The sequence below is a fragment of the Pseudarthrobacter chlorophenolicus genome (assembly GCF_000962805.1).
Lineage (GTDB): Bacteria > Actinomycetota > Actinomycetes > Actinomycetales > Micrococcaceae > Arthrobacter > Arthrobacter chlorophenolicus_A.
Window position 1 is genome coordinate 75,040 of the sequence record NZ_JZTW01000009.1, and the last position, 16,368, is coordinate 91,407.

Genomic DNA, 16,368 nt, shown 5'->3' on the forward strand with positions numbered 1-16,368 from the left:
GCAGGGCATGGGTGGACGGTCTGCGGCGAAGTAGGTTTCACGTGAAACACACATGCAGACCGTGAGATCTCACCCTAGATATGCGTGTCCTACGGGGCCCACACCCAAGTGGAGAAAGCAGACCCGCCCAATATTGAACGCCTCCAGCGGGCGCTCACCATGAAGCCGCCAAGATGGATGAGTGCGGCCGGCTAGCTGGCCGCCTTGCACCGACCATAAATTGCAGGCAGAGGAGGGGCGAGAGTGTTTCACGTGAAACTATATAGAGCCCATCCTCAAGTCGGGGGACTACTAGTGATCTATCAGTTTCACGTGAAACGTTCACCGCGACGCGGGTGGAAAGCGGGTGCACCGGCGCTGTGCACTGTCAGGCTGGGCGCATACGCCTATTCAATTTCTAAGTGTGCTGAGCTTTCACGGTTCGGAAAGAACTCCATCTCTCCAGGGGCAAGGACGTTCATTGGATCGAATGTCACGGCACACCACTCAAACGGCCAGCGCCGTCAACCGACCAAGTACGTCAACCGCTAGGCCCAGTTACCTGCCGACGATGCCTTCCGAGACCACTGGGTAAGAGCAGACAACTCCACGCGCATGCAGGGACGGAATGACCGGTGGCATCCCAGGATGGACACCTAGCCAGCATTTGATGGACTCTCAGCACCATACCCCTTCTTCATCTCACAGCGAGTAGCAAAGACAAGGACACGCGGCAGAGTCAGCCTGCGGTAAGAAGAAGAATGCCACGAGACGAAACTCGGCAACTGCCCCGGGACTACCTGCCACCTCCTAGTTGCGGGCAGCACAGTGCGGACGCTGCGGATCCGTTATCCAAAGTCCTTTCAACGGTGAAGGCGTGCAGATCGGCCTACAAGCCAACGTCGGTGACCACCCTCAACAGGTGCGCACCAAATGTCTACCCGATTCCTAGAGTTCTCTAGCTCACCGCCACCTAGGGCAGGTATACGGCTTCCCACGACCTGAGGGCAGCCGGACAACTCGGCATCCCTGGTGGACGTACAGAGAGCACCTTGGAGCCGGATTGGAGACAACCTCGACAACTGAGCTCATCAGCTTTCCGACGCAACATTGAGCCCGGTGACCACCCGCACCGAAAGGATGGACAAGCCACCCGAGGGCCTATCCAAGTGCTGCGGAGAGTCCTTTCTGTAAGTCAATCATGAGCCACAAAACAAGCCGGCAGCCACTGCAGGGCCGCGAGGCCACACCCCAATGCCTCCCCTCTTGTGAACAGCGGCAGCTCTCATGCAGCCTGATAGCCCGACAGCAGGTGTGTTCTTTCCCACATGTTTATCCACAGGCACTGCGCCCGCTATCCACAGAGTTATCCACAACGAGTATGTGGGGTACCAGACGCACTTCGGCGCTTGGTGATTCAGGCCGAACGACCTGCCGGCCCGCCATCCTTCACCCCTCTGACTTTGGCTGAAAGAGGAACGCCGTGACACGTCGAGAGCTGGCTCCGCTAGCCCGAGGAATCAGCCAAATCTTTGCTATTTTGGCATTTTAAGACCGGGATGGTGTCGCTACTTCGGACGCCACCAAAAGTCCGTTCGGTTTCACGTGAAACGCCCGTCGTCCAGCTAGGATTCTTCGTAGACCGGCGCCAACTTTTGCGTAGCCTTGTAGACGATCGAAACGGCGGGGCCCGCTCTTGTGCACAGGACTATCCACATTGTTATCCACAGGGTTATCCACTTCCGGGACTTGGGCGATGGGTGGTGGCTTTACCGTCCCTAGCATCATCTACTGCGATCGGCGCTACATACTGCCCGATCATCATCACTGGAAGTCCGGACTCATTGAGCCCGCCCGGGTACCTAGCGGCCTGTTTGGTGTTGCCCACACAGACCACCACAGGAGGTTCAGGGCCTAAGCTGGGTCCAGTATTGGTCTGTACGGTTAGCCATTCTCCTAACGTGGACATGGATTTTCTCGGCAACCAAACGGGGGAGCGTAGTACTCCTGGGACGGGCTCAGAGGGGGCGGCAAATGGTCCGAGCCTGACATTGCGAGATGCGTGGCTGAATGCAGGGGGGGGAATTTCGAGCGCACCGCACCCGGTGCCGGCAAACCATCTGCTGACTATTTCCTTCATAGTCCGCTATGACATTGTGGCCACCCCAAGCGCAGGACCGCTTGTTCAATTGTTACTGCCCACCCAACGGTCCGGTGCTCCACTACAGACATGACTGGTCGGATCGAAGGTTGTGGACAGGTAGGCCCGGTTGTCATCCATGACCTGGCTGAGAGCGCACCCCGGCGCGGCCACGGACTACTACGTGCTCCGCGGGCCGGACTCCGCCGATGGCGCCAAGGATCCCCGCAGGGTCCGTCCAGTCACCCCTACGGGCTGCAGTCCTCGGCGTAGAGAGGACGCTTTGGTTGGACAACTCTGTCTTACAGAGGGCGCGATATAGACCTCGCTATGCCAAGGTTTTGGTACATGCCGAGCAGTTCCACTTGGGCTGGGCCGAGATAATCCTAACCCGCTGGCCACTTCTCGTTATGGCCTTATGACCCCCAGCCAGTTCATACGCTCATACCAGTGATGCACTGCTATTGGGCCCTCACCGCAGTTTCACGTGAAACATGATCATGGCAGCTGCGGCCAGTGCCAAAATTCAACGAGCACGGGCTTGGAGCTGAAGCCTGTCTTCTTCGGTCTTTGCTCTGGAATCTGACGCTAGAACAAGGAACTTTTACGTGAAACGGCACGCCTTCCCGAAAGAGACTCAAATGTTCCCCAGTACGACCCTCAAGCAGAGTCATGTCTAGATGTTCCACGTGAAACATTGTCGTTGACTTCCTGCGATTTCCTGCTGCTTACCGCTCAGAGCTCGCATTCACCACTCGATTCTCGAAGTCGACGGGCAGGGGAAGCAAACATGAACCGGGGGAGTCCCAGCCACTCGCCCCGGGTGGTGAGGCGCCTTCCCCTTGGTGCGGTCCATGGACGGCCGCGTCGAGGGGTGCGTCGACTTTGGCCGTGCCGGAGGCGAGACACACGGTCTAGCTAAGCAGACTCCTTGAGCAACGGACTAGGCGCATAAGTTCGCCCGAATAAGTAGTCAATGTCGAACTCCCCACCTCTTGGCAACTTCCGAAGGCGCTGCCAAGGACGATGTCCCGTCACTGCGGTCGTACCACGGCTAAAGTCGTCGCGATAATTCATCAACGCTTATGCACTTAAAGGCACTACTGACCTCCGCAGCGAACCGATGTCGAACCCCAGGCTAAGATCCATCCCGGAAATCGCCGCTAATTTGCGACTGACGAGTCTACGGAAGCTGTGAGTCTGATTGCCTGCCACCCCTAGCCTGACAGCAAGCAGATACGACATCGATGCAAGAGAACTCGGGAATTTGAGCATCTTCCCGTCGTTCAATTGACATGGAAGACGGGTACCCGTCACCCGGAGGCGGCAGATGATCAGCCGCGGAAGTGTCGGTAGTCTCACTTGGCGAGCCGTCTAAGTGGAATACTGTCGCTCGGTAGCCACATATCAGGCCGTTGAATGGGACGGCAACCATTCATCTGTTGTATCGGAGCAGTCCGTCCATAGACTGGCCTGCGCCCACAGCAAACTGCCGACGATCAATAGCAATGGGTCACGGCACATACCGCTTGCCTAAGTTCAGGCGCGCATTGGCCACGGGTCTGAACGTGGCGGGCAAAGGAACTGGAGCTGTTTCACGTGAAACACCTCCATCCGATCAGCAAAAGCCCGCCACTAATCCAGGCTCACTCAGCGGATGCTCTTGCCGGAAATGGCGTCAGACGCCAGCGTGTAATTCTTTCTGAGGTTGCAATACGAGTGCTGCCACTTTCCTCGGCCTGAACTGCAGGCTGGTCATAGTGATTGGCATCTATTCGGTCCCATCGGACGCATCAATCACAGGGTCCACTATGTTGAAAAGAGAAGAGGCCCGGTTCAAAAGAACCGAGCCTCCCGTGATTCACTGCAGCTAGTTGGCCGAGTCCGGAGCCAGAACGTCCATAATCCGGTTCAGGTCCTCAACACTGGCGAATTCGATGCTGACCTTACCTTTACGGACTCCCAATGAGATCTTGACGTTGGTGTCCAACCGGTCGGAAAGAGACGATGCCAGGTAATCGAGCCGTTCGTGCCGCGCGCCGGGCCGGGGGACGTTGCTCTTGGCCGGGGTGGCAGGGTCCTGGTGCAGGGTTACAGCCTCTTCAGTGGCCCTTACGGACATTCCCTCAGCGACGATCTTCTGGGCCAAGCGCTCCATCGCAGCGGCATCTGGCAGGGCCAGCAGCGCCCGCGCATGGCCGGCCGAGAGGACACCTGCCGCTACGCGGCGCTGCACCAGCGGGGGGAGCTTGAGAAGGCGGAGAGTGTTGGATACCTGCGGCCGGGATCGGCCGATCTTGTCTGCCAGCTGCTCGTGCGTCGTCCCGAAATCCTCCAGCAGCTGCTGGTAGGCGGCTGCCTCTTCGAGCGGGTTGAGCTGGCTGCGGTGCAGGTTCTCCAGCAGGGCATCGCGCAGAAGGTCATCATCGGTCGTTTCACGGACGATGGCGGGGATGGTGTCCAGCCCGGCAGCCTGCACTGCACGCCACCGGCGCTCACCCATGACGAGCTCGTACGGCTCGATACCGTCTTCAGTTGATTTACGGACAACAATTGGCTGGAGGACGCCGATTTCACGAACAGAGTGAACAAGCTCTGCCATATCGTCTTCATCGAAGACGGAACGCGGCTGTTTCCGGTTGGGATGGATGTCTGTGACGGAAATTTCGGCGAAGTGGGCGCCAGGGACCTCCACCAGGTCCACCCCGTTGTCGGAGGCTCGGACATCGGCCACCTCCGTGGACGGTGAGTTGTCTGTCGGGGGCGAGGAGGGGGTCTTCTGTGCGTCGGCCTTAGGTGCCAGCGCAGCCGGCACCGACGGGGCTTCCAGGACATCCTCAGATGGCGACGCGTCGTCTGCACCCGCGGCGGCCTTGACGGCCGCTGTGGACTTCTTGGTGGTGCTGCCGACGGTCCGCGGAGCACTGGTGGTTTTCCTGGACGCGGGAGCTTTTGCGGGCGCTGCCTTCTTAGTTGCAGGTGCGGGCTCACTTGGAGCTGCCACTGATGAACGGTCGGGCGTGCCCGTACCCTCTGCTTCAACGGAATCTGACTTCTTACGGCCTTCCGGGAAGAATAGATCCACCGGACGCGACGCAGCGGCACCATTGCCCTGACCGTTGGACGAGCCCGAACTAGGAATCAGCGCGCCAAGACCGCGGCCAAGGCCCCGTCGCTTCTCGCTCATGGGTAAATCCCTCCAGTGGTAGAACCGGGCGTAGTCCCGACTCCGGTCGATGCAGTATTGAAGATTTTAGCGTTCTGCTATTTCAGCAGCGGCTTCCAGGTAGGACAGGGCACCGCTGGAGGAAGGGTCATACGTCATGACAGTCTGCTGGTAGCTCGGCGCCTCGGAGATGCGTACGGACCGGGGAACGACTGCAGAAAGCACCTGTTCGGGGAAGTGCGTGCGAACCTCGGCCGCCACCTGGGCAGCCAGGTTGGTACGGCCGTCGTACATGGTGAGCAGGATGGTGGACACGACCAGATCGGCATTTAGGTGCTTCTGGATCATCTCAATGTTCTTGAGAAGCTGGCTCAGTCCCTCCAATGCATAGTATTCGCACTGAATAGGAATGAGGACCTCACTGGCCGCGCAGAATGCGTTAACAGTCAGGAGGCCCAGGCTGGGCGGGCAATCGATGAAGATGTAGTCGAGCCGCTCCTCGCCGTTCTTTTCCCGGGCCTTGGCATAGACATCGATGGCCCGGCGCAGCCGCTGTTCGCGCGCAACGAGGGACACGAGCTCGATCTCCGCCCCGGCGAGGTGGATGGTGGCAGGAGCGCAGATGAGCTTCTCCATGTCGGGGCACTGCGCCACGACGTCGGCCAGCGCCACGTCATTGATGAGGACATCGTAGATGCTGTCCACGTCGGCATGGTGCTCGATGCCAAGGGCTGTGGAAGCGTTGCCCTGCGGGTCGATGTCAATCACCAGGACGTTCAGCCCGGCAGCAGCCAATGCGGCAGCGATATTCACCGTGGTGGTGGTCTTGCCAACACCGCCCTTTTGGTTCGACACGGTAAAGATCCGGGTCTTTTCGGGACGCGGCAGGCGCCGGCCCATCAGCTTTTCGCGGCGCTTGGTTTCATGGGCGAGCTCGCGGGCAATGGGGCTGGAATCGTCAATGGCATCGATAACGTTTGATCGACCCCCTGCGGTGGTTTCACGTGAAACCAGCACGGAGGAAGAGTTGTTCGCAACCGGTTTCGGGTGGTTTCCGCCGCGTCCAGGAATACTGACCGGGCCAGAGACAGAACGTGCGGACCCCAGTGTCACAAACGGCGGTATCCGTTGTGTGGAGGCTTCACTACTTGTCACTGGGGCACACTCACTCTCGTTCAGCCAATTTTGCTGCCGTTGTCTAGCCTAACTGCTGCGCCCGGCAGACCGAGGTCACCGGGCCCTTACTAGGACTTCTTTTGGGGCTTGTTTACAACGATGCGCACTACCGTGGTGGGCTCCTCCAGGAGGTTGTCACCCACGGTAAGCACTGATGTCTCAACGCCACCCAGTTTTCGGATGGCTTTGGCGGCCTTCTCAATCTCTTCACCGGCACTGCGGCCCTTGATGGCAACTACTTCGCCCTTACCGCCAAGCAGGGGAATGGTGAGGCCGGCAAGGTTCGTCAGGGCAGATACGGCCCGGGCCGTTACAACGTCGGCTTCGACATGGCCCACGGCAAGCTCAGCCCGGCTGCGCATGACCGTAACGTTGTCCAGGCCGAGGTCATCCACCACTTCCTGGAGCCAAATTACCCGGCGTTCCAGCGGTTCGATGAGCGTCAGCTCAAGATCCGGCCGGGCTATAGCCAGGCACAGCCCGGGAAGGCCGGCACCGCTTCCAACGTCCGCCACATGGCTTCCCTGCGGAATCTCGCTTTCGATGACGGCACAATTGAGGACGTGGCGGCTCCAGAGGCGTGGAATCTCCCGAGGGCCGATAAGTCCCCGCTCAGTTCCGGACGTCGCCAAGTGCTCAACGTAGCGCTTCGCCAGATCCAGCCGATCGCCGAAAATCTTCTCAGCAGCCCGCAGTTCGGCAGCCGTGATCTCAACCATGGTTAGCGGCAGCAATTCTCTAGTGAGCGGATACAACGATATGGCGGCCGTTGCCTTCGCCCTCGGACTCGCTCACGAGTCCCAGGTCGGCTACGGCGTCGTGGACAATCTTGCGCTCGTAGGCACTCATCGGCTCAAGCGCGACGGGCTTGCCGGTCTCCTTGACCGACGCAGCAGCGTCTTCGGCAATCTTCTGCAGGTGGCCGGTTCGCTCCTGCCGGTAACCGTTGATGTCCAGCACCAGGCGCGAGCGGCTTTCCGTGGCAGACAGGACCGCAAGGCGCGTCAGTTCCTGGAGGGCCTCGAGGACTTCACCGTCCTCACCAACCAGGCTTTCCAATCCATCGGTCTCTTCTTCAGCGACGATGGAAATGTACGTGCGGCCGTTGCGGACCTCGATATCGATATCGCCATCGATATCAGCGATGTCCAGCAGTTCCTCGAGGTAGTCGGCCGCGATGTCGCCCTCTTCCTCCAGCCGGCTGGCGGCTGAAGATTTTACGGGCGAAATGTCCGCAGTGCCGGACTCGTTGCGGTCCTCGACCACGTCTTCGGAAAGGGCGTGTTCGGTGCTCTCGGCTGACATCTACTTCTTCTTCCTGTTCTTACGTTGTGGCTGTACGCGCTGTCCCTTGGCTTCGACGATCGCGGCCTCGGCTGCAGCGTCGGCCGCGTCGTCCTTCTTTCCGGTCAGGACAGAGAGCGCGGGAAGGCCTTTGGCGGCCCGGCGTTCGGCAAGGGCTTTGGCAGCGGGGGAACCAGGTGTGGGCATGCGGCGGATGACGAAGAACTGCTGCCCCATGGTCCAAAGGTTGGTGGTGGTCCAGTAGATCAGGACACCGATGGGGAAGTTGATGCCACCTACACCGAACACGATGGGGAGGATGTACAGCATCATCTTCTGCTGGCGCATGAACGGGCTGGCCATGGCCTCTTCGGACATGTTCTTGGCCATGATCTGCTTCTGCGTGATGAACTGCGACGCCGTCATGGCCAGGATCATCACGATGGAGAGCACGACGACCGCCACGTTGGTGGCTCCGCCGTGAAGCAGTGCGGCGGAGAGCGGAGCCCCGAAGATGCTGGACTCGTCGAACTGCACCACCTGGTCGTGGCTCATGGCACCGACGCCCTGGCCCGCCTTGGCGTTGTTGCTGATCCCGGAAAGCACCTGGAACAGCGCAAAGAAGAATGGCATCTGGATCAGCATGGGCAAGCAGGCAGAGAACGGGTTGGTCCCGTGCTTCTTGTACATGGCCATCTGCTCCTGGGCCATGGCCTGGCGGGAGAGCTGGTCTGTCTTGCCCTTGTACTTGTCCTGCAGCTTCTTCAGGTCAGGCTGCAGGAGCTGCATGCCGCGCTGGGCCTTAATCTGCTTGACGAACACCGGAATCAGGGCAGCGCGGATCACCAGCACCAGCCCAATGATGGACAGCGTCCACGTCCAGCCGTTTGCGGCCGGCAGGCCAATGAGGGTCAGGCCCTCGTGAAAGCCCACCATGATGATGGAAACCAGCCACTTGAACGGAAACATGATTGTTTCAAAGAAGTCCATACGATATCCCTATTCGTCAGGCCGCACTGCGGCCTTCTTCATCAGTCCGAGCAACCAGGTACCTGTCCGGATTGTTCAGCACAACAATTGTGGGGGTCTGATTCTCAGGCCATTCCCTCTTCCCGGCGGGGACATGGTCCACTCCGCCGGCGTTCCATGGGTGGCAGCGGCCCAGGCGGCGGACGGCCAGCCAGGTTCCCTTGACAGCTCCATGGACGGTGACAGCTTCAAGGGCGTAAGCCGAGCATGAAGGAAAAAACCTGCAAACCTGGCCGTACAAGGGTGAAACCACCTTGCGGTAGGCCTTCAGCAGGAGAATGAGGATGTTCCGGGGCACGTTCCAGAGGAACAGCAGGACGGCGGCGGGAACAGGATGAAGATGGGCGACGACGGCGGTGGCATTAGGCACGCGGTGTCCCCTTCTGTGTTGTACCAGACGAACCCTTGGCAGCAGCCCTTTGGGGGCGGCTGGCCAGCCGGTTCAGCGTCGACTCAAGTGCAGCGTTATAGTCCCCCAGCAGCTGGTCCCAGCTGGCGGAAGCGGACGCAGGCAGCGCCCTGACCACTATGGCGAGGCCGGTGCCGTGTTCGCGCAGCGACGCAGCACCTGCCTCCCGTAGTCTCCTCTTAACGAGGTTCCTGACCACAGCGTTCCCGACACTCTTGGAAACGATGAACCCAATCCGGCTTGGTTCGTCGGCAGCAATGGCTGCCGTATATAACACTACGTTCCGGCGTCCATTGCGGACACCGGAACGTACGGTTGTTGAAAAGTCGGCGGAAGTCCTCAGGCGGTTGCGGGTGGCCAGCACCTTAAACTCGCAAGGAAGGTATCTACCGACAAGTCAGTTATTTAAGCCGACAGCTCGGTGCGGCCCTTGCCACGGCGGGCTGCCAGGATGGCGCGGCCGGCACGGGTACGCATACGAAGGCGGAAGCCGTGCTTCTTGGCTCGACGGCGGTTATTCGGCTGAAAAGTCCGCTTGCTCACGTTAGTTACTCCAGTGGATCAAAGGTGCGTCCACCCGATCAATAAGGGGAAGAACTGGCCGACGCTAAGTTTTGTATATGTACGCTTCCCCCTGCTGCCCAGGCGCACTGCACTTGGGAGAATCAGTCGGGGCCAAAAAGCGGACACAAAGGACTTCACAACGTTAGGGCAATTTGGACCCCCCAGTCAAACCGGACGGGGTCCCCACCACTATCCCCAGCTGTGTCTAACTACCCATCAGTGCCTGTGGATGAAGTGGCTCACAGGCACCAAACGGGAACCACAACGGTGTAATTATCCACAAGCAGTTTCCCAGCTATCTTCTAGGCTTTTCATCCCCTAGAGTGGCTCAGTAGCCGATTATCCACGGACTGTGCATAACCCTGTGGATGAAGCTGGGCCAGCATCTTGGTTCCGGGTCCGGGGCTGCAGGTAATGCAGGGCAAAGCAAGTTTTGAGGGAACCGATTGATGACAGTAGACGAAGCCAACCACGCCAATACTGTCGGAAGTTCCTGGCGGCGCGTTATCAGCCTGCTGGAGAACGACCATCGGGTAACACCCCGCCAGCGTGGCTTTGTCATCCTCGCCCAGGCCCAGGGCCTGATCGGATCCACCCTCCTGGTAGCCGTTCCCAACGAGCTCACCCGCGAGGTGCTGCAAACGCAGGTCAAGGATGCCCTGGACGACGCCCTGCATAACGTCTTCTCCGAGGACATCAGGTGTGCCATCGACGTCGACACCGATCTGGTCCCCATCCACAAAGAGCCCGAGCCCGTGGTTGAGCCTGCCTATGCGCAGGACCAGCTGATCGAGCAGAAGCCGCAGCCCATGCTGCCAAGCACTTCCCACGAATTTGGCCGGCTCAACCCCAAATACGTCTTCGACACGTTCGTGATCGGTTCATCCAACCGTTTCGCCCACGCTGCCGCCGTCGCTGTCGCTGAGGCTCCTGCCAAGGCCTACAACCCGCTGTTCATTTACGGCGACTCCGGCCTTGGCAAGACGCACCTGCTGCACGCGATCGGCCACTATGCCCGCCGGCTCTACAGCGGTATCCGGGTGCGTTACGTAAATTCCGAGGAGTTCACCAACGACTTCATCAACTCGATCCGCGACGATGAGGGCGCCAGCTTCAAGACCACTTACCGGAATGTGGACGTCCTGCTCATTGACGACATCCAGTTCCTCGCCGGCAAAGACCGGACGCTGGAAGAGTTCTTCCACACCTTTAACTCGCTGCATAACAACAACAAGCAAGTGGTGATCACCTCCGACCAGCCGCCCAAATTGCTTGCCGGCTTCGAGGACCGGATGAAGTCACGCTTCGAGTGGGGCCTGCTGACGGACATCCAGCCCCCCGAACTGGAAACCCGCATCGCCATCCTCCGCAAGAAGGCCCTCAGTGAGGGACTTTCCGCGCCGGACGACGCGCTGGAATACATCGCATCCAAGATTTCCAGCAACATCCGCGAACTTGAAGGTGCGCTCATCCGCGTCACCGCGTTCGCCAGCCTGAACCGGCAGCCCGTGGATGTTGCCCTGGCCGAGATGGTCCTGAAGGACCTCATCACCGACGACGGCGCCCAGGAAATCACGTCCGGCCAGATCCTGCAGCAAACCGCTGACTACTTCAAACTCAGCATGGAAGAGCTCTGCAGCAAGTCCCGGACGCGGACACTGGTCACCGCCCGGCAGATCGCCATGTACCTGTGCCGCGAACTGACGGACATGTCCCTTCCCAAGATCGGCCAGGAGCTCGGCGGCCGCGATCACACCACCGTCATCCATGCTGACCGGAAAATCCGTGAGCTGATGGCAGAACGGCGTGTGATCTACAACCAGGTCACGGAACTGACCAACCGCATCAAGCAGCAGCAGCGCGACTCCTGATCCCCGCCTCTATACCTTATTAACAGGTGCATGTGGATAAGCCTGTGGATAGTTAAGGGGACAAGCGCGCTTAATGGGCTTAAAACCCTTAAGGCGTCTGTGGATCGTTAAAAAACGGCCTCTGGGTTGTCCCCATCCACACCCTGTTTAAAACCCAGTTAACTCACAGTCCGTGAACAGGGCTTAACCGCGGATCTCCGCCGCGAAACGGGGTTATCCACAGTTTCCACAGCAGTTATTAACACTACGAATCCCAAAAAATTGAAAATCCCTCAAACAACAAGATCCTTCCCCTCGCATCATCCGGGGACCATCGGCCCCTGAAGGGGCCGGCGAGGTTTTGGGGGATGGGTTAATCCCGGATCTTCCGGCTAAGCTGTCAGCAGCGCTCCCATCCCCGGGTTTTTGTGTGGTTTCCGTTCAGCGCGGACCATGCACCTGCCGGAATCGGGTGCATCATTTTCCGGAACCACCCCTGCGGAGGTTCCGGCCTACTTGGCAGCAGCAATGAAAGGCGGCATCCCTCCGTGAAGTTCAGAGTCGATCGGGACGTCCTGGCAGAAGCCGTTACCTGGACAGCCCGCTCGTTGTCTCCGCGGCCGCCAGTGCCAGTTCTCTCCGGCCTGCTCCTCAAGGCAGAAGCCGGAACCGTCAGCCTTTCGAGCTTCGATTACGAAACATCGGCGCGCCTTGAGATCGCTGCCGACATCCGTGATGAAGGCACCATCCTGGTATCGGGCCGCCTCCTCGCGGACATCTGCCGCAGCCTGCCGTCGGCACCAGTCGACGTCGAAACCGACGGCAACAAGGTCACGCTTACCTGCCGCCGAAGCAGCTTCCACCTCGCCACCATGCCTGAGGCCGAATACCCGCCGCTTCCGGCGCTTCCCGCCATCAGCGGCACCGTTCCCGGTGATGCGTTCGCACAGGCCGTTTCCCAGGTGATTATTGCCGCCAGCAAGGACGACACCCTGCCCATCCTCACCGGTGTGCGCATGGAAATCGAAGATGACCTCATCACCCTCCTGGCCACCGACCGCTACCGCCTTGCGATGCGCGAGGTGCCGTGGAAACCCGTCACTCCGGGCGTCTCCACCAGTGCGCTGGTCAAGGCCAAAACCCTCAACGAAGTAGCCAAAACACTGGGCAACAGTGGCGACATCAGCCTGGCGCTGTCCGATGACGACACGCGCCTGATTGGCTTTGAAAGCGGGGGACGCACCACCACATCCCTGCTGGTTGACGGCGATTACCCCAAGATCCGGTCGCTTTTTCCGGAGTCGACCCCCATTCACGCCACCGTCCAGACCCAGGAACTGGTGGAAGCTGTCCGCCGTGTGTCGCTGGTGGCTGAGCGCAACACCCCGGTCCGCCTGGCGTTTACTGCCGGGTTGCTGAACCTGGACGCCGGCACCGGCGAAGATGCCCAGGCGTCTGAGGAGCTCGAAGCACAGCTCTCCGGAGACGACATCACGGTGGCGTTCAACCCCCACTACCTGGTGGAAGGCCTCAGCGTGATCGAAACCAAGTTTGTGCGGTTCTCGTTCACGTCAGCGCCCAAGCCCGCCATGATCACCGCCCAGGCTGACGCTGACGGCGAGGACCAGGATGATTACCGGTACCTGGTGATGCCGGTCCGACTCCCCAACTAGGCCCCACCCACCGCCACCCTCGCGGCGCGGGATCAACCCAGTTGAGCAACCCCTTCCCAACCAGCGCAGAAAAGAGTTCACCATGCACATTGGACTGATCGGCCTCGGCAAAATGGGATTCAACATGCGTGAGCGGCTGCGCAATGGAGGCATCGACGTCACGGGTTACGACCGGAACCCCGATGTGACCGACGTGGCTACCGTTGACGATCTCCTTGCAGCCGTTCCCGCACCGCGGCTGATTTGGGTGATGGTTCCCGCCGGAGCGGTCACGGATGCTGTCATCACCGAACTCTCAGACAAGCTGGACCAGGGCGACCTGGTGATTGACGGTGGAAACTCACGCTTCACTGAGGACCAGAGACACGGTGAACTCCTCGCCGGAAAAGGCATCCGGTTCGTGGATTGCGGTGTGTCCGGCGGCGTCTGGGGGCTGCAGAACGGCTATGGCCTGATGGCCGGCGGCGACGCTGCGGATGTGGAACTTGCCCTGCCCGTCTTCGATGCCTTGCGCCCGGAGGGCGACCGTGCGGACAGCTTCGTCCATGTGGGCGGCGTCGGCGCGGGCCATTACGCCAAGATGGTCCACAACGGCATCGAGTATGGCCTGATGCAGGCGTACGCCGAGGGATACCAGCTGCTCGCTTCGAAGGACATCATCAGCGACCTTCCCGGCACTTTCCGCGCCTGGCAAAAAGGTACGGTGGTCCGGTCGTGGCTGCTCGACCTGCTGGTCAAGGCCCTGAAAGAAGACCCTGGCCTGCAGAACATCGATGACTATGTGGAGGACTCCGGCGAGGGCCGCTGGACCGTGGAGGAAGCCATCGCCAACGCCATCCCGGCACCCGCGATCACCGCAGCGCTTTTCGCTCGTTTTGAGTCCCGTGAGGACAGCTCACCTGCCATGAAGATGGTGTCCGCACTCCGGCACCAGTTTGGCGGGCACGCCACCCGTCCCGCCAAGTAGCACCCACCGGGGACCGCCGATGTCCCCAGAATTGTCGAAGCCCGCGTGTATCTGGAACACCTCTCCCTGACCGATTTCCGCAGCTACGCCCAGGTGGACCTTGCCCTCAGCCCCGGCGTCACCGTATTGGTGGGCTACAACGGCATCGGCAAAACCAACCTGATGGAGGCCATCGGGTACCTGGCCACGCTCAGCTCCCACCGGGTCAGTTCGGACGGCCCCCTCCTGCGTTTTGGCACCGAACGCGCACTGGTGCGGGCGAGGCTGGTGCGCAATGGCCAGACCACCGTGCTGGAACTGGAAATCAATGCCGGCAGGGCCAACCGCGGCCGCATCAACCGCAGCAACCCGGTCCGGGCGCGGGACCTGCTGGGCATCTGCCAGACGGTGCTCTTTGCACCCGAAGACCTTGCCTTGGTCAAGGGGGATCCATCCAACCGCCGCAGGTTCCTTGACGAGCTGCTTGCCAGCCTGGTCCCACACCACGCCGCAACCCGCAGCGATTACGACCGCGTGCTGAAACAGCGCAACGCACTGCTGAAATCGGCCCGCGCCGGGAGGGTGACCGCCGCCCACGAAGCCACCCTCGATGTGTGGGACCAGCACATGGCGAAGGCCGGTGCGGAGCTCCTCCACGCACGGCTCGAACTGGTGGAACTTCTCCGGCCCCACCTTGCCCGCGCCTATGCGGAGCTCACCGACGCGTCCAAGCCGGCTGACGCGACCTACCGCTCCACCCTGCAGAACCAGATGGACGACGACGGCGCATCGTTGGGTGCCACGGGCCGGCCGGCGCCGGGGGACACTGCCGCTGCCGAAGACCTCCGCGGCCTCAGCATTGAGGAGCTGACCCAAAGGTATATCCGCGCGTTCGGCGAATCACGGAAAAAGGAGCTTGAGCGAGGCATCTCCCTGGTGGGCCCGCACCGCGACGATCTTGAACTGGTGCTTGGACAGGCACCAGCCAAGGGTTATGCATCCCATGGCGAAACCTGGTCCATGTGCCTTTCCCTAAGGCTGGCGTCCTATTACGTCATGCTCGACGATGCCCGCACCGGCGGCTCCGCTCCCATCCTGATCCTTGACGATGTTTTTGCCGAGCTGGACGTCCAGCGGCGGCGTAAACTGGCCGCTATAGTTTCCGGCGCGGAACAGGTCCTGGTGACCGCCGCCGTCGACGCCGATATCCCGGAGGAACTGTCCGGACGGCGGGTGAAAGTGGTCCCGGGAGGCATTGATGAGCAGGGAGAGTGATGCCGGCGGGCTGCAGCCCGGACGGGATCCCGACCAGATCGATGCTCCGCAGGCCGCGCTCAACCGGATGCGCGAAGCCGCGGCCGCCCGCGGAGAAATCCGCCGTAAGGCACAGCGGCCCGGACAACAAAAGACCCGGGGCAGCATCCGGGACACCCGCGGCTTCAGCCAGTTCCATGCCACAGGCCGCGATCCATTGGGGCTCGGCAAGGTGGTGGGGCGGCTGGTGGCCGAGCGGGGCTGGACATCGCCCGTGGCTGTTGGTTCCGTCATGGCCGAATGGGCCACCCTCGTGGGTCCGGAAATCTCGGCACATTGCACTCCGGAAAGCTTTACCGACACCACCCTGCACGTGAGGTGCGATTCGACCGCCTGGGCAACCCAGCTGCGGCTTCTCAGTGCCAGCCTGCTGGAGAAATTCAGGGTCGAACTGGGCGAGGGCGTGGTTACCAGCATCCAGGTTCTGGGTCCTTCGGCGCCCAGCTGGCGCAAGGGCGGAAGAAGTGTCAGTGGCCGCGGACCGAGGGATACCTACGGATAGCCCGGCGGCAATCCCTTGATAATCGGCCTGCGGCCGTGTAGGCGCCTGCAAGGGCTGGAGCCTGTATAGGCACCAAGAGGCAGTTCCATTAGGGCGCCCTAGGCGGGGCCAGCGGCCTGCCATGGCCACACGGCACCGCGTCCACGCCCCTGGAATGCGGGGATATGCGGCGCTTCGCGGTAGAATTGTTGCAGATAACTGGGCGCGGGTGAGACGTTGACTGAGTCCGTTTTCCGCGCACTCCGGTCCGCGGTCTGCGGTTCCCCACAACGTCAACAAGTCACCGGCGCCATAAGTTTGTGCCTGTTGGCAGGTGACTTCCTGTATTTACCCAGG

Annotated in this window: 13 protein-coding genes; 5 read left to right on the forward strand and 8 right to left on the reverse strand. The window is 60.7% G+C overall.

The genetic code is table 11. The annotated features are described in order from the left end of the window. Positions 1-3,989: 3,989 nt before the first annotated feature. From UC32_RS10890 to rpmH, 8 genes are all read right to left on the reverse strand, one after another. Positions 3,990-5,306 (reverse strand): ParB/RepB/Spo0J family partition protein, encoded by a 1,317-nt coding sequence (locus tag UC32_RS10890; RefSeq protein ID WP_045731244.1) that lies wholly within the window; start codon positions 5,304-5,306, stop codon positions 3,990-3,992. Between the two features lie 66 nt (positions 5,307-5,372). Then, positions 5,373-6,302 carry a ParA family protein gene (locus UC32_RS10895; protein WP_412178022.1) on the reverse strand — a complete coding sequence of 310 codons (930 nt, stop codon included), beginning with the start codon at positions 6,300-6,302 and terminating at the stop codon, positions 5,373-5,375. 227 nt (positions 6,303-6,529) lie between these two features. Next, complete coding sequence (gene rsmG / locus UC32_RS10900) at positions 6,530-7,180, reverse strand: 16S rRNA (guanine(527)-N(7))-methyltransferase RsmG (RefSeq protein WP_045731245.1); 651 nt, start codon at positions 7,178-7,180, stop codon at positions 6,530-6,532. Between the two features lie 19 nt (positions 7,181-7,199). After that, positions 7,200-7,766, reverse strand: coding sequence for a Jag family protein (locus tag UC32_RS10905; RefSeq protein WP_045731246.1), 567 nt, complete (start codon positions 7,764-7,766; stop codon positions 7,200-7,202). Further along, positions 7,767-8,735: a membrane protein insertase YidC gene (gene yidC / locus UC32_RS10910; RefSeq protein WP_045731247.1), complete on the reverse strand. Its 969-nt coding sequence runs from the start codon at positions 8,733-8,735 to the stop codon at positions 7,767-7,769. Positions 8,736-8,751: 16 nt separating this feature from the next. Continuing rightward, positions 8,752-9,144: a membrane protein insertion efficiency factor YidD gene (gene yidD / locus UC32_RS10915; RefSeq protein ID WP_200896369.1), complete on the reverse strand. Its 393-nt coding sequence runs from the start codon at positions 9,142-9,144 to the stop codon at positions 8,752-8,754. Then, positions 9,137-9,547: a ribonuclease P protein component gene (rnpA, locus tag UC32_RS20370; protein ID WP_082072064.1), complete on the reverse strand. Its 411-nt coding sequence runs from the start codon at positions 9,545-9,547 to the stop codon at positions 9,137-9,139. The genes yidD and rnpA overlap by 8 nt, the downstream gene beginning before the upstream one ends. A 41-nt stretch (positions 9,548-9,588) precedes the next feature. Then, positions 9,589-9,726, reverse strand: a complete 138-nt coding sequence (gene rpmH, locus UC32_RS20375; RefSeq protein WP_003800212.1) for a 50S ribosomal protein L34 — start codon at positions 9,724-9,726, stop codon at positions 9,589-9,591. Between the two features lie 470 nt (positions 9,727-10,196). Here rpmH and dnaA point away from each other — a divergent pair, with 470 nt between their 5' ends. The 5 genes from dnaA (at position 10,197) to UC32_RS10940 (ending at position 16,032) form a co-directional block, all read left to right on the forward strand. After that, positions 10,197-11,618: a chromosomal replication initiator protein DnaA gene (dnaA, locus tag UC32_RS10920; RefSeq protein ID WP_012630740.1), complete on the forward strand. Its 1,422-nt coding sequence runs from the start codon at positions 10,197-10,199 to the stop codon at positions 11,616-11,618. A 527-nt stretch (positions 11,619-12,145) separates the two neighbouring features. Beyond that, positions 12,146-13,270 carry a DNA polymerase III subunit beta gene (dnaN, locus tag UC32_RS10925; protein WP_045731249.1) on the forward strand — a complete coding sequence of 375 codons (1,125 nt, stop codon included), beginning with the start codon at positions 12,146-12,148 and terminating at the stop codon, positions 13,268-13,270. 82 nt (positions 13,271-13,352) lie between these two features. After that, positions 13,353-14,237, forward strand: coding sequence for a phosphogluconate dehydrogenase (NAD(+)-dependent, decarboxylating) (gene gnd, locus UC32_RS10930; protein WP_045731250.1), 885 nt, complete (start codon positions 13,353-13,355; stop codon positions 14,235-14,237). 45 nt (positions 14,238-14,282) lie between these two features. After that, positions 14,283-15,491 carry a DNA replication/repair protein RecF gene (gene recF / locus UC32_RS10935; RefSeq protein WP_045731251.1) on the forward strand — a complete coding sequence of 403 codons (1,209 nt, stop codon included), beginning with the start codon at positions 14,283-14,285 and terminating at the stop codon, positions 15,489-15,491. Continuing rightward, positions 15,475-16,032 (forward strand): DciA family protein, encoded by a 558-nt coding sequence (locus UC32_RS10940; protein ID WP_045731252.1) that lies wholly within the window; start codon positions 15,475-15,477, stop codon positions 16,030-16,032. Before recF ends, UC32_RS10940 begins: the two co-directional genes overlap by 17 nt. Positions 16,033-16,368 lie beyond the last annotated feature (336 nt).

What these genes read in the sequence shown, in the direction of transcription:
- UC32_RS10890 (WP_045731244.1), bottom strand. Translation starts at nt 5,306, where the DNA reads ATGAGCGAGAAGCGACGGGGCCTTGGCCGCGGTCTTGGCGCGCTGATT.
- rsmG (WP_045731245.1), bottom strand. Translation starts at nt 7,180, where the DNA reads ATGGTTGAGATCACGGCTGCCGAACTGCGGGCTGCTGAGAAGATTTTC.
- UC32_RS10905 (WP_045731246.1), bottom strand. Translation starts at nt 7,766, where the DNA reads ATGTCAGCCGAGAGCACCGAACACGCCCTTTCCGAAGACGTGGTCGAG.
- yidC (WP_045731247.1), bottom strand. Translation starts at nt 8,735, where the DNA reads ATGGACTTCTTTGAAACAATCATGTTTCCGTTCAAGTGGCTGGTTTCC.
- dnaA (WP_012630740.1), top strand. Translation starts at nt 10,197, where the DNA reads ATGACAGTAGACGAAGCCAACCACGCCAATACTGTCGGAAGTTCCTGG.
- gnd (WP_045731250.1), top strand. Translation starts at nt 13,353, where the DNA reads ATGCACATTGGACTGATCGGCCTCGGCAAAATGGGATTCAACATGCGT.
- UC32_RS10940 (WP_045731252.1), top strand. Translation starts at nt 15,475, where the DNA reads ATGAGCAGGGAGAGTGATGCCGGCGGGCTGCAGCCCGGACGGGATCCC.